Origin of the sequence: Salinilacihabitans rarus (assembly GCF_024296665.1) — an archaeon.
Taxonomy (GTDB): domain Archaea; phylum Halobacteriota; class Halobacteria; order Halobacteriales; family Natrialbaceae; genus Salinilacihabitans; species Salinilacihabitans rarus.
The window spans coordinates 3,434,362-3,452,092 of record NZ_CP100762.1 but is presented as its reverse complement, the minus strand read 5'-3'; the positions used below and the strand labels follow the sequence as shown (position 1 = coordinate 3,452,092).

Sequence of the window (17,731 nt, the reverse complement as noted above, 5' to 3'; positions counted from 1 at the left end):
ATCAGTGCGGTTCCGCGATGCCCTGCATCCAGACGAGGCCGACATGGATGGCGATCAGCGCCGTCACCACGAACGGCAGGACGAACACGTGCAGGATGTACATCCGCTGGAGGGTGGGCTGTCCGAGGCTGAAGCCGCCGAACAGTAGCTGGGCGGACCACTCGCCGACGATCGGGACCGACAGCGCCATCTCGACGCCGATCTGGCCGGCCCAGAACGCAAGCTGGTTCCACGGCAGCAGGTAGCCGGTGTAGCCAAACAGCACCGTCAGCCCGAGCAGGGCGACGCCGATCAGCCAGTTGAGTTCGCGGGGCTCCTTGTAGCCGCCGACGAAGTAGACCCGCAGCATGTGCAGGAACACCGCCGCGGTCATCACCTGCGCCGACCAGCGGTGGATGCTCCGGAGCATGAACCCGAAGTTGAGGTCCATCATGATCGCGGTCAGCGTCTCGTAGGCCACCGGCGTCTCGCCGGCCGTCGACGGCGCGTAGTAAAAGCCCAGCAGCGCGCCGGTCACCGACGCCACGACGTAGGCGAGTATCGAGAAGAACCCGAGCGCGTACAGGGGGTACCAGTACCAGAACTTGTTGTCGAGGTTGTACTGCTCGGTGTGGCTCTTGGGCATCTGGAGGTTGACCTTGTAGTAGGCGTCCTCCAGCAGTTCGAGGTAGTCGACCAGCCGGAGCCGACGGTCGAGCCAGATCAGCGTCGCGAGGTACGTCCGCTCGACCGGCGTGAGGTCCTTCTCCTCGATCCAGCCCCGGTGGTCGTACTCGTCTCGCGGTTTCAGGCTCATCTCACTCGCCCTCCGGTCGCGGTAAGGAGACGAACGTGTCCGGTTCGTTGTTGAACGGGTCGTAGACCGACTGGTGGCAGTTGCAGTAGATCTTGTTCTCGGCGTTGTACTCCGCGGCCTCGTCGAGGCGCTTGTAGCCCGGCACGCAACAGAAGTGCGTACACTTGTTGAGGTAGGCGATGAAACCCTGTGGACAGGTCTCGGCGAGCCACTCGTCCTCCTGGGCGGCCTCCTCGACCTGCGTGCTCCGGATGATGATGACCGGCACCGTCTCCTCCGGCGGGACGTCCTGCGAGCGCCAGGTCGCCACGGCGGGCTTGCCGACCCCGGTGTCGCCGACCTCGTTGCCCCACTGCTCGTAGTCGGCGAACTGCTCGACGTTGATCTGCTCGCGACCCTCGACCTCCTCCATCCACGGGTACTCGCTGGTCGGCAGCGCCTCGGGGTACCGGAAGTACGCGTCCTGACCGTCGGCGTCGGGGGCGATCCCCTCGAAGGTCTGGACGCCACAGTACTGGTACCACTCGGTCGTGTACTCCGTGCCCGCGATCTCGGTCTCGGAGACCACGACCTCCTGACCGCCCGCGGTCACCGTCTCCGGTTCGGGCCAGAGCCCCTGGAGGTAGCCGTCGTCGTCGATCTCGATCGGGATCTGCGGGAGCCCCCGGGGCGCGGGGCCGAGGTCCCTGACGGCGCTGCGGTACTCCATGATCCCGCCGCCGGCCTCCGTCGGGTCGGTCGCGGAGCTCACGGCCGCCGCGCCGACGGTGAGCACCCCCGAGAGGGCTGCGCCGCCGACGACGCCCTTGACGAACCGGCGTCGATCCGAGTCGGTCGGGTACTTGTCGTCTGCCATTATCGCTTGTAGTAGGGGTAGATCGCGCGCTTGAGGACGTCCAACGCGCCGGCGCCGGCCTCGTCGGCGAGACGTCGGCCCTCGACGTCCTCCTCGCGGACGTAGATGTCCTCCCACTTGCGCCGACGCTTCTTGACGATCATCACGTCCGGGAGGAACTCCTTGCGGTACAGCAACAGGATGAACCCGAGGTTGAGGAAGATCGCCGCGAGCAGGAACCCGAGGAACATGTTGCCCGTACCGCCGTCGACGCTGGACAGCGCCCAGTTCGACGCCAGCCCGTAGACGAACAGCGCGACGAAGACGATCTGGACGAGCGTCAGCAGGACGATCGCGATCGCTGCGGCCGTGCTCTCCCGCGGCGGTTCGTACCGGTGGACGTCGCCGTAGGTGCTTCCTGACGATGACATGTTACTTCCTCCCGGGGCTGCTCGTGTGGGCCGATTCGCCGTACTTCAGCAGGTAGAACGTGAAGACCAGCGAGACGAAGATGGCGAGGAACGTCGCCAGACCGACGAAGTGCTTCTGGATCGGCACGCCGACGTCGTGGATGTCGACCTCGCCGCCGGCGGCCGCCGCCTCCTGGGTGCCGACCTCGACGGTGCCGACCATGCCGACGCTGACGTGGGGGTCACACTGGTACTCGTAGGTACCTTCGGTCTCGAAGGTGTGCTCGTACTCGAACCCCTCGTTCTCGATGTCGAGGTGGCCCTCCCACTCGGCGCCGTCGGGCACCGACGTCGGGTGGACGTTGTGGTTGTCCGAGTCCCACCTGAAGACGACGGTGGTCCCGGGTTCGATCGTCAGCGTCTCGGGTTCGAAGACGTTCTCGCCGCCGGGGCCGACGATCACCTCCTCGGTGGCGCCGCCACCGCCGTCGCCGCCTTGCTGGCCGCCGGCGGTCTCGTCTCCGCCGTCCTGACTCTCGTTGCCCGCTCCGCCGTCGCCGTCCTGTCCGCCGCCGTTCTCGCCGTCGCCGCCTCCCTCGTCCTGTCCCGCGACGGGACCCGCGACCGCGGCGGCCGCGGCGCTCGCCGTCAGACCGCCAGCCGCCACGACGAACGCCCGTCGCTCCATGGGTGGGCGAACCACGGGAGCGCGTTCCTTAAATCCCGCGCCGATAAGCGGCTCGTTCCGCCATTAATAGCTGTTTACGAGCTTCTCTGTCGGGATTTCGTCTCGCGGTGACGGTCGTCGATCACGACTCGAAGCGTCGCCGGTCGTCGCCGGTCGCCTCGCGGTCGGCGCGCTCGAACGCCTCGTCGTCGAACGGCAGGAACGACGGGCGCTCGTCGGCCCCGCGGCCGATCGATCGCAGGCGCCGGCGGTACTGTTCGGCGCGGAACCGGCCGGCCAGACGGGCGTTCGCGACCAGCGCGAACAGGAAGACGCCGACGACGACCAGCGCGAGGCCGGTGACCCCGAGTACGAGTTGCGAGCGGACGCCGCCGGTCAGCCAGGCCGCGAGCGCGACGAGTCCGAGCAGGATCTGGGCGGCGGCGAGTAGCTGTAACATCCAGTTACCGAGTTCGCTCCCCGACGTCGAGACCTCGCCCGGTCCCGGTAGCGCCCAGCGCTCGGGCGGGTCGTCGACCTCGTAGTCGGTCATCGAACAGAGCGCGACCGTCGACTCGACGTCGCGGACCACGGTCCCGCGGCCCTCGACGCTCCCGTCGGGGTAGACGACGGCGTAGTCGGCGTCCGAGTACGCGACCAGACGCCGCTCGCCGTCGACGGCGGCGTATTCGAGGGTCGCGAACACGTCCCGGTCGGCGATGCGGGCTTTGAGTTCTCGCTCGACGCGCTTGAGGAGTTCGTCGCCGGTGATCCAGACGTCGGGGTCGAAGGCCGCCTCCCACTCCTCGCCGGTCATCTCGGCCATCTGCGCCGGGCCGAACTCCTCGAAGTCGTACTTCTCCTCGACGCGCCGGCGGAGTTCCTCGAGGTCCCGATCCACCGCGGCGTCGGCGTCCGCAGGGGAGTCGTCCGGCCGGTCGCCGGGGGCGTCGCTCATCCCGTCCGGGTACGGCGGCGACGGCCGTTAGCGTGACGGTGTGTCACACGCCGTGACCGTCGGTTCCGGTGATCGGTTCCACACGAGCGGCCGTCTCGCAGGCGGTACGAACCACCGGTCCGCTTATTCCCCGCCCGACCGACCCTCGCGTATGCCCTCGGAACTGGCGCTCGCGACGGCCGTACTCGCCCTCGTGACCGTCAGCTTCCCGTTCTACGTGTACGGCGCGTGGATCGTGCTCGACGCCGAGGTGGTCACGTGGGCCGTGTTGCGCCGCCACCTCGCGGTCGTCTTCACCGGGCTGGCGCTTACCACCGGCCCGGTCGTCGTCTGGATGCTCCCGCGGGCGGCCGACCAGATCGGCGGCCTGCTCGCGGTCCACGCCTTCTTCGGCCTGCAGGCGTACGCGATGCTGCTCGTGGGACTCACGGGTATCGTCCGCATCCTGCAGGTGAAACGCGCCCACGACCGCTACGCCGACCCCGACCCGGACGTGCCGCTCGACGACCTCCACGAGCACGCGAGCGCGTGGCGCCGCCGGCTCCGGCTCGGCGTCTTCGGCTACGTCGTCTTCTGGATCGTCGCCTACCTGCTGGGGGTCGTCCGCTACGTCCTCCGGTACCGGGTCGGCTAGCCGTTGTACGGCTCCTCGTCGCGGTGGTGGTCCGGGTTCGCGTTGTCGAGCGCGTCGTTCTCGCGCTCGTCGGACCGGTGTTCGACGTCCTGTCGGCGCTGTTCCTCCTCCTGACGGCGCCGGGCCTCCCGTTGCTCCTCGGTGAGTTCCTCGTCCTCGTCGTCTGCCTCGGAGTTCTCCCGGGCCAGTTCGACGTCGCGGCCGTGTTCGTCGTCCTCGGGCATGGGCGGGGGTACCGCCGTCGCGCGAAAAGGGGTTGGGCTTGCGAGGGTCGGCGTCCGCTCACCAGGGCTCGCCGGAGGCGAGGTCGACCTCGCCGTCGCCCTTCTCGGAGGGACAGACGTCCGCGAGGACGCAGTCGGAACAGTCGGGGTTGCGCGCCGTGCAGACCGCCCGGCCGTGGTCGATACAGAGGTGGGTGAACTGCTGCCAGTAGTCCTCGGGGACGACCTCCACGAGGTCCGCCTCGATTCGCTCGGGGTACTCCTCCTCGGTCAGCCCGAGTCGGCGGGAGAGCCGACGGACGTGCGTGTCGACGACGATCCCCTCGACGACGTCGTGGCCGTGCTGGAGCACCACGTTCGCGGTCTTGCGGCCGACCCCCGGGAGGTCGGTCAACTCGTCCATGGTGTCGGGGACCTCGCCGTCGTGTTCCTCGACGATCATCCGGCAGGACTCGCGGATATACTCGGCCTTGCTGTTGTAGTAGGTGATCGAGTTCAGGTCCTCGGCGAGTTCCTCCTGGGGCGCGTTCGCGTAGTCTTCGGGTCCGTCGTACGTCTCGAAGAGGTGCTCAGTTTCCGCGTTGACCCGTTCGTCCGTACACTGCGCCGAGAGGATCACCGCGATCAGCAGTTCGAGCCGGTTCGAGTACCGCAGCGAGATGGTCGAGTCGGGGTACTCGCGTTCGAGGCGGTCGACGACCTCGGCGGCCTGCTCCGCGCGGCTCTCGCGGGGGGTTCCCATGCACTCGCCTTGCGAGAGCGACCATTTCAGGCGTTCGGTTCCCGGCGGCGGCCGTCGAGCGGACGTCACGACAATTTGATGCGTCCGTTCGAGAGATACAATTATTATCGAAGAGGTGTATGATACGGGAAAGGCCGGGGCGGCTCGACCGGCCGAACCCCCCATCGAGACCATGACGACACGCAACGACGCACTGACGCCATCGGATGGAGCGGGACGGCGGGACGACCTCATCGACGGCCTGCTCACCGAACTCAAAGACGACCAGGGCGGCGCGAGAAAGACTGCGCTCCGGCGCGCGCTCGACGTCGACAACGCCGCCGGCTCGAACGCCAGCGCCGACGTCGAGGCCCGCCTCGACTCGATCGAGGATCGACTCGACGACCTCGAAACGGACGTGGACGCGCGCCTCGACTCGCTCGAAGGTCGCGTCCTCGACCTCGAAGAGGACGCCGAGGCGGCCGCGGAGTGGCGCGAGTCGCTCCAGCGGGCGCTCCAGTAGCCCCGGCACGTCCGCACCGGTCGGATGCCGTGACCTTTAAGCGGGCGTCCTGCCCGTGTCAGGGTATGAAGGCGACGGCCACGGCCCACCCGATCCAGGGGCTGGTCAAGTACCACGGGATGCGCGACGACGTCGAGCGACTGCCGTACCACGACAGCATCAGCGTCTGCACGGCACCGAGTCACACCCGCACCACCGTCGAGTTCTCGATGGACTACGAGGAGGACACCTACGTCGTCGACGGCGAGGAACTCGACGGGCGCGCGTTCGACCGCCTCGAAGCCGTCGTCGAGAAGGCCCGGTCGATGTCCGACGCCGCCCACACCGTCTACCCCGTCCGCATCGAGAGCGAGAACAGTTTCCCCTCGAACGTCGGACTCGGCTCGTCCTCGTCCGGCTTCGCCGCGGCCGCCCGCGCGCTCGCGGAGGCCGCCGAACTCGACGCCTCGCTCCAGGAGATCTCGACGATCGCCCGCGTCGGCTCCGCCTCGGCCGCCCGGGCGGTGACCGGCGCGTTCTCTCAGCTGTACACCGGCCTCAACGACGAGGACTGCCGCTCCCGGCGGATCCCCACGAACCTCCACGAGGAGCTGAAGGTCGTCGTCGCGCTCGTCCCCTACCACAAGGAGACCGAGGACGCCCACGACGAGGCCGTCGACAGCCACATGTTCGACGCGCGGATGGCCCACGTCCACGGCCAGATCGCCGAGATGCGCGACGCGCTCCGCGAGGACGACTTCGACCGCGCGTTCGAACTGGCCGAGCACGACTCGCTCTCGCTCGCGGCGACGACGATGACCGGGCCGAAGGGGTGGGTCTACTGGCAGCCGGCCACCCTCGCCGTCTTCAACCGCGTGCGGGAACTCCGCGAGGAGGAAGACGTCCCCGCTTACTTCTCGACCGACACCGGGGCCAGCGTCTACGTCAACACCACCGAGGACCACGCCGAGTACGTCGAGGAACAGATCGCCGACACCGGCGTCTCGACGACCACGTGGGGCGTCGGCGGCCCGGCGCAGCTACAGGACGACCACCTGTTCTAACGTCGCGACCGGACCCGCTCGACGCGTCCGTCGGCGTTCCGACTCGGCACCGAGTTTATCCGCTCGCGCCGTCACTAGTAGGCGATGACCGACCGGGCGGGGGCCACCGAAACGTTCTGGGACTCGGCGAGCGACGACGCGGCGCTCCGACGGTACGAAACGCTCGTGAACGCGGTCGACGACGGTATCTACCAGCTCGACGCCGCCGGCCGGTTCGAGGCCGTCGACGACGCGTTCGTCGAGATGACGGGCCACGACAGGGAGGACCTGCTCGGCGAGCACGTCTCGCTCGTCTTCCCGGCGGACGCCGCCCGGATCGACCGCGCCGTCCGCCGGCAGTTCGCGAGCGGGGAGGGCCCGAACGACACGCTCGAACTCGCGGCGCACACCGCCGACGGCCGGACGCTCCCCCTCGAACTCCGCCTGCGCCCGCTCGTCGAGGACGGCGACTTCCGCGGCACCATCGGCGTCGCACGGGACGTCAGCGAGCGCGAGCGCGCCGAGCGGGAACTCCGGCGCGAGCGCGACCTGCTCGAGCGCGTCCTCGAGACCAGTCCCGTCGGCGTCGTGGTCCTCGAGGCCGACGGCGAGGTTACGCGGGTAAACGAGCGCGCCAGGGAACTGCTCGACGTCTCCGCGCGCGAACGCACGGCGTTCTCGAGCGTCCGGCCGACCTACGACGAGGCGGGCCGGGAACTATCGATCGACGAACACCCCTTCGCGACGGCCCTGGAGACCGGCGAGGCGGTCTCCGACCGGCTCCTCGAAGTCGAACGCCCCGGGGGCGAATCGCGCTGGCTCTCGGTCAGCGCCGTCCCGCTGTTCGACGAGGACGGCGCGGTCGACCGCGTCGTCACCACCGGCGAGGACGTCACCGCCCTCAAAGAGCGCACGCGCGAACTCGAACGCCGGAGCGACAGGCTCTCGACCGAACTCGCGGAGGTCTTCGAGCGCGTCTCCGACGCCGTCTACGCGGTCGACGAGGAGTGGCGGTTCACCCACGTCAACGAGCGCGCCGAGGACCTGCTCGGTCGGCCGGCCGAAGAGCTACTCGGCGAGGTCGTCTGGGACGTCTTCCCGGACGCGCGGGGCACCCGCGGCTACGAGGCGTTCCACCGCGCCCTCGAAACCCAGGAGCCGACGTCCTACGAGGAGCGGCTTCCCTCCCTCGGGAAGTGGTTCGACGTCCGGGCCTACCCCTCCGAGACGGGGCTTTCGGTCTACTTCCGTGACATCACCGGCCGGAAAGAACGCGAGCGCGCCCTCGCCGAGAGCGAGCGACGCTACCAGACGCTCGTCGACAACTTCCCGAACGGGGCCGTGGGCATGTTCGACGAGGACCTCAGGTACCGGTTCCTTGGCGGCGAGATCTTCGACGGACTCGCGAGTTCGGTCGACGAGTTCGAAGGCAGGACGGTCCGCGAGATGCTCCCGGACGCGATGGCCGACGAAATCGAGCCGCGGTACCGGGCGGTCTTCGACGGCGAACGCAGCGAATTCGAGGTGGAGTTCGGCGGGGAGGTTCGCCACTTCCGGGTCGTCCCCGTGTACGACGAGGACGGCACCGTAGTGGCAGGGCTGGGAATGTCCCAGGACGTCACCGACCGGGTCGAGTACGAGCGCCAACTCGAAGAGTACCGGCGCTGGAGCGAGACGTTCGTCGAACACTACCCCAGCGGCGCCGTCGCCCTCGTCGACGAGGACCTCCGTTACGTCACCTTCGGCGGCACGGTCGAGGCCGACGCGAACCTGAACCGGGAGGACCTCGAAGGCGAACTCGTTCGCGACGCGCTCCCGTCGCATGTCGCGGACGTCGTCGTCCCCGCCTACGAGGCGGCCCTCGACGGCGAGGCCACGGAGTTCGAGGACGTGATGGAGGGCAGGACCTACCAGTTCCACTTCCTCCCGGTGCGCGACGCCGCCGGCGAGGTCTTCGCCGTCACGGCGATGTCACAGGACGTCACCGAACGGAAGGAGCGCATGCGCCAACTCGAGGAGTCCAGACAACGGTACCGGACGCTCGTCGACAACTTCCCGAACGGCATCGTCACGCTGTTCGACGAGGAGCTCCGGTATCTGGTCGCGGGCGGGGAACTGTACGAGACGTTCGACATGACCCCGGAGGAGACGATGGGGAAGACGCTCTACGAGCGCAGCAACGACGAGGAGATCGAACTCCTCGAACCGCACTACCGGGCCGCGTTGGCCGGGGAGTCACACACCTTCGAGGTCGAGTACGCCGGTCTGAGCCTCCGGTTCTGGACGGTCCCCGTGACCGACGAGAGCGGGGCGGTGTTCGCCGGGATGGCGATGTCACAGGACGTCACCGAGCGCAAGGAGTACGAACGCTACCTCGAGGAGGCCAAGGCGCAACTGGAGGCGGCGACGGAGGCCGGCGCGGTCGGCACGTGGGAGTACCGGATCCCCGAGGATCGGTTCGCCGCGGGCGGTTCGTTCGCCCGGACGTTCGGCGTCGACCCCGCAGCCGCCCGCGAGGGCGTCTCGCTCGACCGGTTCGTCTCCGCCATCCACGAGGCCGACCGCGAGCGCGTCGAGCGGGAGATCGAAGCGGCCGTCGAGGCCTGTGGCGAGTACGAGTCGGAGTACCGCGTCCGCGACGCCGACGGCGACCTCCGCTGGGTGGTCGCCCGCGGCCACGTCGAGTGCGACGCGGACGGCGAACCCGTGACGTTCCCCGGCGCCCTCACCGACATCACCGAGCGCAAGGAGTACCAGCGGAAACTCGAGGAGTCGAACGAGCGCCTCGAACAGTTCGCCTACAGCGCCTCCCACGACCTGCAAGAGCCCCTGCGGATGGTGTCGAGCTACCTCCAGCTTATCGACCGACGGTACGGGGACGAACTGGACGCCGACGGCCGGGAGTTTCTCGGGTACGCCGTCGACGGCGCCGACCGCATGCGCGAGATGATCGACGGCCTGCTCGCGTACTCCCGGGTCGAGACGCGGGGCGATCCGTTCGAAGCGGTCGACCTGACCGACGTCGTCGAGGACGTCCGCGAGGACCTCCGGATCCGGATCGAGGAGAGCGGGGCCGAAATCGCGGTCGGCGACCTCCCGCGCGTCGACGGCGACGCCAGCCAGCTTCGCGAGGTGTTCCAGAACCTGCTGAGCAACGCCATCGCGTACAGCGGCGACGAACCGCCGCGAGTCGAGATCGACGCCGAGCGCGCCGGAGGGCGCTGGCGGATCGCGGTGCGCGACGAGGGGGTCGGTATCGCCCCCGACGAGCAAGAGCGCATCTTCGAGGTCTTCCAGCGTCTCCACGGCCGCGACGAGCACCCGGGCACCGGGATCGGGCTGGCGCTCTGTCGGCGGATCGTCGAGCGCCACGGCGGCGAGATCCGCGTCGACTCCGACCCCGGCGAGGGGTCGGTGTTCACCGTCACGCTGCCGGCGGCCGATCGGTGAGCGTCCGGCCCCGGGCACACCTTTAGTCTTCGACCCCCTAGGTCGACCATGCACGTCGTCGTGCTCGGCGCGGGCTACGCCGGCCTGACGCTCACCCGCCTGCTCGAACGAAAACTCCCCGCGGACGTCGACCTCACGCTGGTCGACGAGTCGCCCGACCACCTCGTCCAGCACGAACTCCACCGGGTGATCCGCCGGCCGTCGCTCGCCGCCGAGATTTCGATCCCGCTGCCCGACGTCGTCGACCGCGCGACGGTCCGCGTCGCCCGCGTCGAGGACGTCGACCGCGAGGCCCGGACCGTCACCTGCACCGACGGCACGCTCTCCTACGACGTCTGTGCGGTCTGTCTGGGCGCCGAGACCGCCCACTACGGCCTCGAAGGGGTCCGCGAGCGCGCGACGCCGCTGAAGCGGCTCCACCACGCCCGGGCGATCCGTCGGGACGTCCTCGACGCGCTGGAGGGCGACGACCCCCGCCTCGTCGTCGGCGGCGCCGGCCTCTCGGGCGTCCAGGTCGCCGGCGAACTCGCGGCGCTCGTCGACGAGGACGGTCGCGAGGCGACGATCACGCTACTCGAACGCCTCGACGAGGTGGCGCCGGCCTTCCCGTCGAACTTCCGACGGGCGGTCCGCGACGCGCTCGAAGCACAGGGCGTCGACGTGCGGACGGGGACGGCGGTCGCACGCGCCGACGAGGCGACGATCCACACCGACGACGGGCCGGTGCCGTACGACGTCTTCGTCTGGACCGGCGGCATCGCCGGGCCGGGCGCGCTCGACGGCGAGCGGTCGACCGTCCGCGGCGACCTCCGACTCGACCGGCGGACGTTCGCCCTCGGGGACGTCGCCCGCGTCGTCGACGCCGACGGCGAGGCGGTGCCCGCGAGCGCCCAGTCGGCGGTGCGCGAGGCGCGGACGGTCGCCGAGAACGTCGCCCGGATCGTCGACCACGAGCGACGCGGCGGGCTCTTCGAGCCGCGTCTCGAACAGTTCTCGTTCGAGTCCCCCGGCTGGCTGGTCAGCGTCGGCGACGACGCCGTCGCGCAGGTCGGGCCGGCGGTCGTGACGGGTCGGGCCGCGACGGCGCTGAAGGCGACCGTCGGCGCCGGCTACCTCTCGTCGGTCGGCGCGGTCCGCAACGCGGTCGACCTCGTCCAGTCCGAACTCGACCCCGGGACGCGCCGGCGCGGCCGGTGACGGCCGTCAGGGGAGCAGTCCGCCGTCGTACGAGCGCAGGCGGGCGACGGCACACTCCGAGAACGACAGCGAGAGGCGTCGCTCGCCGCCGCGGTCCGCCGGGTACGTCCGGCCGCAGGCGCTCCGGTCGGCGTCGAACCGGTCGTGGCCGGCGCGCTCGTCGAGCCACGCGTACGCGCTGATCATCGGCGAGGCGACGGTCGCCTCCGCATCGCCGACGATCGACCCGTGGTCGTGGTCGAGGCCGAGGGCGTGGCCGACCTCGTGGAGCAGCAACTGGACGACGCGCCAGCGCGTCGTGTACGGGACCACGTCGTCGACGGCCTCGCGGGCCGGGACCGACCCGAGGTGGCGGGCCCCGCCGGCGGAGGCCACGTGGGGCACCGCCGCGCCGGCGGGCGTGCGGTCGACCGGCCCGTCGGTCACGAGCAGGTTGACGTCGTCGACCGGGTCGAGGCCGCGGGCGGCGGCGAGTTCCGTCCCGACGAGGCGGGGCCACTCCCCGGAGCGGGTCACCCGGAAGCCGTGCTCGGTGTCGACGCCGACGACGCCGCCCGCGGAGACGGTCACGTCGTCGAAGGCCTCGCCGAGCGCGTCGCCGACGTACGACTCGATCCGGCGGCCGACGCCGTCGTGGCGGGCGGCGCGCTCGCTGAGCCAGAATCGGACGTCGATCGACCGCCGGGGGGAGCGGCCGGCGTACCAGAGCGCGGGGAGGGCACATCCCCCGCCGACAGCCGCGAGCACCCGTCGTCGGTTCACCGGGAGGCGATACGGCCCGCCGATCCATATAGGGCGTTCCCGGCGCGCGTCACCGTTCGGCGACGTGACCGGTCAGGCCCAGACCTCGCGGTAGTCGCGGGCGAACGTCTCGACGTCGAGAGGATCGCGCCCCAGCACCCGCCGGACGTCGTCGGTCACCCGGCCCGCGAGGCCGAGGCGGGCCGTGGTGTAGATGCCGGCCATCACGGCGACCCGCGCCGGGTCGCGGTCCGTCCGCAACCGGCGGACGAGAAAGCGCGCCAGCGACGGGTTCGCGTACTCGACCTCCCGGCCGAGGACCGCCGAGAGGCGCCGGCAGACCGTCCCGTAGTCGAGGGCCTCCGGCCCGGTGAGGTCGAGGGCGCCGGTCGGGCCGCCGTCGAGGCACTCGACGCCGACGGCGGCGACGTCGCGGACGTCGACGAAACTCGTCTCGCCGTCCCCGGCGGGGACGAACAGTTCGCCGCGGCGGATCTCCTCGCGGTGGACCGTCGCGAGGTTCTGCAGGAAGAAGGAAGCGCGCAGGAACGTCGTCTCCAGTGGCGCCTCCGCGAGCCACGACTCGATCCGGGTGTGGGGGACGACGGGGTTGCGCTCCGCGCCGAGCACCGAGAGGAAGACGACGCGCTCGACGCCCGCGCCGACGGCGGCCGACAGCGCGGGGACGAGGTCCCGGCGGACCCGGGAGATGGCCGGCGGCCGGACGAGGAAGACCGCGTCGACGTCGGCGAACGCGGCGCGGTAGGTCGCGGGGTCGGTGAAGTCGAAGCGGACGCGCTCGACGCCCGCGCCGACGGCCGCCGGGTCGCGGCTGGCCGCCCGGACGGCCACCCCCTCGCGGTCGCGGAGGCCGTCGACGACGTGGCCGCCCACCGTGCTGGTCGCGCCGGTGACGAGGACCCGCCTCATCGCCACATCCCCGCTGTGGTTCGCATGTCACCCGAAAGGAGCGCCGCGGACTTAAGCGCCCGACTTCGGAGGATCGAAGTAGTGGGCGCCTCGACGGCGCTCGCTCGACGGTTCGAAAAGCGAAGCACGCGTCCCCGGAGGTCGTCGCGTCTCGCATGGACGACGGGACCGGCGCGACGACGGAATCGAACCGTGCGCTTCTCGGAAGTCGAGGCCCCGGCGAACGCCCTCTCGGTGCGGTTGCGCGAACTGACGGCCGCGGGGCTGCTCTCCCGGAAGTCGTACGACGAGGTCCCCCCGCGGGTGGAGTTCGAGCCGACCGAGAAGGTTCGCGGGCCGTTCCTGGCGTTCGCGCACCTGCACGCGCAGGCGATGGGGTACGACCTCGGACCGGCCGAGGGGTGAGCGAGGGGTATTTCCTCCCGGCGGGCCTTACCGCTCGTGTGACGGAGTACGCGATCGAAGCCCGCGACGTCGAGGTGACCTACGCCGACGGCACCGAGGCCGTCCGCGGGGTGGACCTGCTGGTCGAACGCGGCGAGTTCTTCGGGTTCCTGGGGCCGAACGGCGCGGGGAAGACGACGACGATCAAGACGCTGGTGACGCTGCTGCGCCCGACCGCGGGGACCGTCCGGATCGAGGGGGTCGACGCGCTCGCCGACCCCCGGCGGGTGCGCTCGTCGATCGGCTACATGGCCCAGGAGACGAGCGTCGACCCCGAACTCACGGCCCGCGAGAACCTCCGGTACGCCTGCGCCGCCTACGGCGTCCCCCGGGGCGAGCGGGCCGACCGCATCGACGAGTTGCTCGAACTGGTCGAGCTGGCGGCCGTCGCGGACAAGGTGGCCGACGACTTCTCCGGCGGGATGAAAAAGCGCCTCGACGCCGCGACGGCGCTCGTCCACCGGCCGCCGCTGGTCTTCCTCGACGAACCGACGACCGGGCTCGACCCCGCCGCGCGCAACCGCCTGTGGGAGTACTTCCGGCGGATCAACGACGCGGGGACGACCGTCTTCCTGACGACCCAGTACCTCGAAGAGGCAGACCAGTTGTGCGAGCGGCTCTCGGTGATCCAGCGCGGGAGCGTCGTCGCCGAGGGGTCACCCGCCGAACTGAAGCGGCGCGTCGGCGGCGAGATCCTCGACGTCGAACTCGCCGACCCCGCCGACCGCGAGCGGGCCGCCGCCGTCGCCCGCGAGGGCGAGGTCTTCGCCGCCGGCGCGACCGTCGAGTCGACCGAGTCGGGTCTGTCGGTGACCGCCCGGGACGCCCGCTCGAAGGGGCCCGACCTGCTGGTCGCCCTCCGGGACGCCGGAATCGGCGTGACGGGCTTCGACGTCCGCGCGCCGACGCTGGACGACGTCTTCCTCGCGGTCACCGGCGACGGGAGCGAGTCGACGGCCCGGCCCGCCGCGGACGCGACGGCGGGCGCGGTCGGCGACGGCGGGGTGGACGGGGACGGGAGTGAGGACGGGAACGGAACGCCGGCCGGCGATTCGGCCGACGGGGGTGACCGCCAGTGAGCGTGCCCGCCCCCGCGGGCGGCCACGGCGGCGGCTTCGCCAGCGACGTCCGGATCACGTTCGTCCGGTGGACGCGCAAGTCGATCCGCAACCCGTTCGTGCTCGTCGTCTCGCTCGTCCAGCCGATCATCTTCCTCGTCCTCTTCACGCAGGTGTTCGGCGGCGTCGCGACCGCCGCCCTCGAGGGGATCAGCTACGAGACGTACCTCGTGCCCGCCATCGTCGTTCAGGTCGCGCTGGTGGCCGCGGCGAGTTCGGGCATCGGGCTGGTCAACGACATCGAGAACGGGATGTTCGAGAAGACGCTCGTCAGCCCGATGAACCGCACCGCGGTGTTCGTCGGGAAGACCCTCGCCGAACTCGTCCGCATCGTCGCACAGGTCGTGATCGTACTCGGCCTCGGCGTCGCCCTCGGCGCGGAGGTCGCCACCGGCTTCCTCGGCGCCGTCGGCATCGCCGCCATCGCCGTCGTCTTCTCGCTGTGGTTCACCGCGCTCTCGAACGTTCTCGCCGTGCTCACCCGCGACGAGGAGTCGACGATCATCGGCGCGAACCTCGTCCAGCTACCGTTGCTGTTCGTCTCCAGCGCCTTCCTCCCGCTGTCGGCGCTCCCGGGGTGGATCCGGACGGTCGCGGCGTTCAATCCCGTAACCTACGGCGCCGACGCCGCCCGCGCGGCCATGCTCGGCGAGGACACGATGACCGTGATCGAGGTGACTCGCTTCGGCGGGATGTGGGACACGCTCGTCCCCGCGCTCGCGGTGCTGGTCGGCCTCGCGGTCGCGTTCGGGAGCGTCGCGGTGTACGCGATCGGGCGGGCGGCGAGCGCGGACGTGCGGTAGTCCGCCGGTCAGGTCCAGCGGTCCAGCCCCGTCTGCGCGACGCTCTCCTCGATGCGCTCGAAGCCGCGTTCGACCTCGCCCGCGTCGACGCCCCACTCGTCGACGACGTACTCGCGGGCCGCCGACAGGTCGGGATCGAGGTCGGTGTCGAACGCGTAGTCGTCGGTCACGTTCGGGTCGCGGAAGAGTTGCCGGACGCGGTCGGCGTACTCGACGTGCTCGCCGCGCGCTTCGAGGACGCCCCAGATGTCGCCGTGTTCCTCGATCGCCGAGAGGGCCGTCTTCGGGCCGATGCCGTTCACGCCGGGGTTGAAATCCGTCCCGATCAGGATCGCCGCGTCGATCAACTGTTCGAGCGTCAGGTCGTGTTTCGCGAGCGTCGCGTCGAGGTCCATCAGTTCGGGGTCGCCCTTGCTCGTCAACTGGCGCAGCGTCAGCGGCGCGCCGAACAGCAGCGCGTCGTAGTCCTCGGAGCCGACGTAGTCGGCGTCGCCGCGCCGGACCATGTGTGCCGCCTGCGCCTCGCCCTCCGCCGGGGCCTCGACGACCGGCACGTCGAGCAACCGCAGGAGTTCGCGGCTGGTCTCCTGGATCGTCGGCGTCAGCCGCTGGGTGCGCGACTCCAGTCGAGCGACGGCGACCTCGTCGCCCTCCTCGCGGGCGACCTCCAGTTGCTCCTCGTAGCTCCGGCGCTGTTCGCGGCGGGACTCGATCTCCTCTTCCTTGAGTTCGGAGGGGCCGCCGTCGAAGACCATCACCGGAACGACGTCGTTCTCGAAGAACTTCGGCAGCCCCTGAACGATGCCGATCAGGTTCGCCACCTCGGTCCCGTCGGGGGTCGTGTACGTCTCGCTCGCGGTCCACTTGACGGTCGTCGTCAGGTACCGGTAGAGCCAGTTGTGGGCGTCGACGGCGACGACGCCCTCGACCGCCGAGAAGGGAATCTCCTCGATGACCGCGATGTCCCGGAGTGCTGCGTTTCCCATTACCCACTCGTTGGCACGAGAGGGATTTGATAGTTGGCTTCCCGCCCGCTCGGCTCTACTCGTCCGCCGTCGGCGCCGGCGGCCGCTCGCCCCGGGAGTCGAGAAACTCCCGCTCGGCCGCCGAGAGGTCCCGCTCGCGGAACCGGTCGAGGCCGTCGCGGTAGGCGGCCGCCCGCGCGTCGGGGTCGTCGGCGGGACCGGGATACGCGAGCGCCAGTTCGGCGATGCCGGTCGTCTCGCCGGTGAAGGAGAAGCCGACGCGATAGAGCGCCTCGTAGGCGAAGGGGTTGTTGACCGCGATGCGCAGGCGGTCGTAGCCGCGGTCGAGCGCGCGGTCGCGTACGAGCGCGAGCAGGCGCGGGCCGATCCCCTCGCCGCGGCGGTCGGCGGCGACGGTGACGTACCGCAGCCACAGCGTCGCGTCGTCGGTCCGGTCCTCGTTGAACGCGACCGCCGCGACGATCCCGCCGTCCTCGCGGGCGACCGCCTTGCCGGTGTTGGTCATCACGAACTTCCCGGCGTAGGCGAACCGCTCGTGGTCGAGGGGGAGTTTCGGCCCGTCGGGCGGCCAGCCCAGTATCTCGAACTCCACGCCCGCGGTTCGACGCCCTGCGTCGTAACCCTGACGGACGCCGCGGTGTGCCGCGCGAACCCTTTTGCCCCCCATCGTGGTACGATCCCCGCCATGAGCGCCGAGTCCGACACCGACGCTGCGACCGAGTTCGGCAGCAGCAGCGGCCTCGGGTGGCCGATCGGGGGCGCGCTCGGCGGTGCGGTCGGTGCGCTCGCGTTCGGGGTCCTCGTGTGGCTGTTCGATCCCGAGGTCGTCGAGGCGACGATCCCGGCGATCTACGGCCTCGAACCGGGCACGCTCACCGGGTGGGCCGTCCACGTCGCCCACGGGATCGTCCTCGGGGTCGTCTTCGGCTTCCTCGTCACGCGGCCGGCGATCCTCGGGGTACTCCGGTCGGACGTCGAGACGGACGCCCTCTCGGAGACCGGTGTCTCGCTGCGGATCGTCGCCGCCGGCTTCGCCTTCGGGCTGGCAGTCTGGGCGATCCTCCCCGTGATCGTCCTGCCCGTGTGGTCCCAGACGATCGGGGCGTCGCCCGGGGGCGAGTTCCCGATCGCCGCCGCCGAGAGCCTCCTCGGACACGTCGTCTTCGGGATCGTCCTCGGGGTCGTCTTCGCCGCGACCGTCGACCTCCACGACCGCTCGGACTAACGCGCCGGCCTCGACCCGCCGGTTGCGTGTGCAAGGCAAAGGACCAC

Annotated in this window: 20 protein-coding genes; 9 read left to right on the top strand and 11 right to left on the bottom strand. The window is 70.5% G+C overall.

What is annotated here, in order from left to right:
* Position 1: 1 nt before the first annotated feature.
* The 5 genes from NKG98_RS18060 to NKG98_RS18040 all read right to left on the bottom strand — a co-directional run bounded on the left by NKG98_RS18060 (position 2) and on the right by NKG98_RS18040 (position 3,666).
* Positions 2 to 796 carry a cytochrome b gene (locus NKG98_RS18060; protein WP_254767518.1) on the bottom strand — a complete coding sequence of 265 codons (795 nt, stop codon included), beginning with the start codon at positions 794 to 796 and terminating at the stop codon, positions 2 to 4.
* Position 797: 1 nt separating this feature from the next.
* The gene (locus NKG98_RS18055; RefSeq protein WP_254767517.1) at positions 798 to 1,652 is read right to left on the bottom strand and encodes a Rieske 2Fe-2S domain-containing protein; all 855 of its coding nucleotides are present in this window, start codon (positions 1,650 to 1,652) and stop codon (positions 798 to 800) included.
* Complete coding sequence (locus NKG98_RS18050) at positions 1,652 to 2,062, bottom strand: DUF7318 family protein (protein WP_254767516.1); 411 nt, start codon at positions 2,060 to 2,062, stop codon at positions 1,652 to 1,654. Before NKG98_RS18050 ends, NKG98_RS18055 begins: the two co-directional genes overlap by 1 nt.
* Before the next feature lies 1 nt (position 2,063).
* Positions 2,064 to 2,729, bottom strand: a complete 666-nt coding sequence (locus NKG98_RS18045; RefSeq protein WP_304612847.1) for a plastocyanin/azurin family copper-binding protein — start codon at positions 2,727 to 2,729, stop codon at positions 2,064 to 2,066.
* Positions 2,730 to 2,850: 121 nt separating this feature from the next.
* Positions 2,851 to 3,666, bottom strand: coding sequence for a DUF7319 domain-containing protein (locus NKG98_RS18040; RefSeq protein ID WP_254767514.1), 816 nt, complete (start codon positions 3,664 to 3,666; stop codon positions 2,851 to 2,853).
* A 151-nt stretch (positions 3,667 to 3,817) separates the two neighbouring features.
* Here NKG98_RS18040 and NKG98_RS18035 point away from each other — a divergent pair, with 151 nt between their 5' ends.
* Complete coding sequence (locus NKG98_RS18035; protein WP_254767513.1) at positions 3,818 to 4,300, top strand: DUF7321 family protein; 483 nt, start codon at positions 3,818 to 3,820, stop codon at positions 4,298 to 4,300.
* On the opposite strand, the gene NKG98_RS18030 is transcribed toward NKG98_RS18035, so the two are convergent.
* Entirely contained in the window at positions 4,297 to 4,524 is a 228-nt protein-coding gene (locus tag NKG98_RS18030; protein ID WP_254767512.1) for a hypothetical protein, read from the bottom strand. The genes NKG98_RS18035 and NKG98_RS18030 overlap by 4 nt on opposite strands.
* A gap of 58 nt (positions 4,525 to 4,582) precedes the next feature.
* Positions 4,583 to 5,266: an endonuclease III gene (nth, locus tag NKG98_RS18025; RefSeq protein ID WP_254767511.1), complete on the bottom strand. Its 684-nt coding sequence runs from the start codon at positions 5,264 to 5,266 to the stop codon at positions 4,583 to 4,585.
* A 172-nt stretch (positions 5,267 to 5,438) separates the two neighbouring features.
* Here nth and NKG98_RS18020 point away from each other — a divergent pair, with 172 nt between their 5' ends.
* From NKG98_RS18020 to NKG98_RS18005, 4 genes are all read left to right on the top strand, one after another.
* The gene (locus NKG98_RS18020) at positions 5,439 to 5,768 is read left to right on the top strand and encodes a hypothetical protein (RefSeq protein WP_254767510.1); all 330 of its coding nucleotides are present in this window, start codon (positions 5,439 to 5,441) and stop codon (positions 5,766 to 5,768) included.
* Between the two features lie 65 nt (positions 5,769 to 5,833).
* The gene (gene mvaD / locus NKG98_RS18015; RefSeq protein WP_254767509.1) at positions 5,834 to 6,811 is read left to right on the top strand and encodes a phosphomevalonate decarboxylase MvaD; all 978 of its coding nucleotides are present in this window, start codon (positions 5,834 to 5,836) and stop codon (positions 6,809 to 6,811) included.
* 84 nt (positions 6,812 to 6,895) lie between these two features.
* Complete coding sequence (locus tag NKG98_RS18010; RefSeq protein WP_254767508.1) at positions 6,896 to 10,240, top strand: PAS domain-containing protein; 3,345 nt, start codon at positions 6,896 to 6,898, stop codon at positions 10,238 to 10,240.
* 48 nt (positions 10,241 to 10,288) lie between these two features.
* On the top strand, positions 10,289 to 11,437 hold the full coding sequence (locus NKG98_RS18005; RefSeq protein WP_254767507.1) for an NAD(P)/FAD-dependent oxidoreductase: 1,149 nt from the start codon (positions 10,289 to 10,291) through the stop codon (positions 11,435 to 11,437).
* A gap of 6 nt (positions 11,438 to 11,443) precedes the next feature.
* Here the strand turns inward: NKG98_RS18005 and NKG98_RS18000 are convergent, their stop codons facing one another.
* On the bottom strand, positions 11,444 to 12,199 hold the full coding sequence (locus NKG98_RS18000; protein WP_254767506.1) for a zinc metalloprotease: 756 nt from the start codon (positions 12,197 to 12,199) through the stop codon (positions 11,444 to 11,446).
* A gap of 72 nt (positions 12,200 to 12,271) precedes the next feature.
* Positions 12,272 to 13,108 carry an NmrA family NAD(P)-binding protein gene (locus NKG98_RS17995; protein ID WP_254767505.1) on the bottom strand — a complete coding sequence of 279 codons (837 nt, stop codon included), beginning with the start codon at positions 13,106 to 13,108 and terminating at the stop codon, positions 12,272 to 12,274.
* A gap of 192 nt (positions 13,109 to 13,300) precedes the next feature.
* On the opposite strand from NKG98_RS17995, the gene NKG98_RS17990 reads away from it, so the two are divergent.
* The 3 genes from NKG98_RS17990 to NKG98_RS17980 are packed head-to-tail and all read left to right on the top strand — an operon-like array spanning position 13,301 to position 15,473.
* Positions 13,301 to 13,513: a winged helix-turn-helix transcriptional regulator gene (locus NKG98_RS17990; protein ID WP_254767504.1), complete on the top strand. Its 213-nt coding sequence runs from the start codon at positions 13,301 to 13,303 to the stop codon at positions 13,511 to 13,513.
* A gap of 38 nt (positions 13,514 to 13,551) precedes the next feature.
* Positions 13,552 to 14,631, top strand: coding sequence for an ABC transporter ATP-binding protein (locus NKG98_RS17985; RefSeq protein ID WP_254767503.1), 1,080 nt, complete (start codon positions 13,552 to 13,554; stop codon positions 14,629 to 14,631).
* Between the two features lie 2 nt (positions 14,632 to 14,633).
* Positions 14,634 to 15,473, top strand: a complete 840-nt coding sequence (locus tag NKG98_RS17980; RefSeq protein WP_254769498.1) for an ABC transporter permease — start codon at positions 14,634 to 14,636, stop codon at positions 15,471 to 15,473.
* An 8-nt stretch (positions 15,474 to 15,481) separates the two neighbouring features.
* On the opposite strand, the gene fen is transcribed toward NKG98_RS17980, so the two are convergent.
* The gene (gene fen, locus NKG98_RS17975; protein ID WP_254767502.1) at positions 15,482 to 16,459 is read right to left on the bottom strand and encodes a flap endonuclease-1; all 978 of its coding nucleotides are present in this window, start codon (positions 16,457 to 16,459) and stop codon (positions 15,482 to 15,484) included.
* A gap of 55 nt (positions 16,460 to 16,514) precedes the next feature.
* Positions 16,515 to 17,051, bottom strand: a complete 537-nt coding sequence (locus tag NKG98_RS17970) for a GNAT family N-acetyltransferase (RefSeq protein ID WP_254767501.1) — start codon at positions 17,049 to 17,051, stop codon at positions 16,515 to 16,517.
* A 93-nt stretch (positions 17,052 to 17,144) separates the two neighbouring features.
* Here NKG98_RS17970 and NKG98_RS17965 point away from each other — a divergent pair, with 93 nt between their 5' ends.
* Entirely contained in the window at positions 17,145 to 17,684 is a 540-nt protein-coding gene (locus NKG98_RS17965) for a hypothetical protein (RefSeq protein ID WP_254767500.1), read from the top strand.
* Positions 17,685 to 17,731 lie beyond the last annotated feature (47 nt).

Coding starts and splice junctions, on each gene's coding strand:
- NKG98_RS18060 (WP_254767518.1), bottom strand. CDS start 796: ATGAGCCTGAAACCGCGAGACGAGTACGACCACCGGGGCTGGATCGAG.
- NKG98_RS18010 (WP_254767508.1), top strand. CDS start 6,896: ATGACCGACCGGGCGGGGGCCACCGAAACGTTCTGGGACTCGGCGAGC.
- NKG98_RS18030 (WP_254767512.1), bottom strand. CDS start 4,524: ATGCCCGAGGACGACGAACACGGCCGCGACGTCGAACTGGCCCGGGAG.
- nth (WP_254767511.1), bottom strand. CDS start 5,266: ATGGGAACCCCCCGCGAGAGCCGCGCGGAGCAGGCCGCCGAGGTCGTC.
- mvaD (WP_254767509.1), top strand. CDS start 5,834: ATGAAGGCGACGGCCACGGCCCACCCGATCCAGGGGCTGGTCAAGTAC.
- NKG98_RS18005 (WP_254767507.1), top strand. CDS start 10,289: ATGCACGTCGTCGTGCTCGGCGCGGGCTACGCCGGCCTGACGCTCACC.
- NKG98_RS18035 (WP_254767513.1), top strand. CDS start 3,818: ATGCCCTCGGAACTGGCGCTCGCGACGGCCGTACTCGCCCTCGTGACC.
- fen (WP_254767502.1), bottom strand. CDS start 16,459: ATGGGAAACGCAGCACTCCGGGACATCGCGGTCATCGAGGAGATTCCC.
- NKG98_RS17995 (WP_254767505.1), bottom strand. CDS start 13,108: ATGAGGCGGGTCCTCGTCACCGGCGCGACCAGCACGGTGGGCGGCCAC.
- NKG98_RS18050 (WP_254767516.1), bottom strand. CDS start 2,062: ATGTCATCGTCAGGAAGCACCTACGGCGACGTCCACCGGTACGAACCG.
- NKG98_RS18055 (WP_254767517.1), bottom strand. CDS start 1,652: ATGGCAGACGACAAGTACCCGACCGACTCGGATCGACGCCGGTTCGTC.
- NKG98_RS18040 (WP_254767514.1), bottom strand. CDS start 3,666: ATGAGCGACGCCCCCGGCGACCGGCCGGACGACTCCCCTGCGGACGCC.
- NKG98_RS18045 (WP_304612847.1), bottom strand. CDS start 2,729: ATGGAGCGACGGGCGTTCGTCGTGGCGGCTGGCGGTCTGACGGCGAGC.
- NKG98_RS17965 (WP_254767500.1), top strand. CDS start 17,145: ATGAGCGCCGAGTCCGACACCGACGCTGCGACCGAGTTCGGCAGCAGC.
- NKG98_RS18020 (WP_254767510.1), top strand. CDS start 5,439: ATGACGACACGCAACGACGCACTGACGCCATCGGATGGAGCGGGACGG.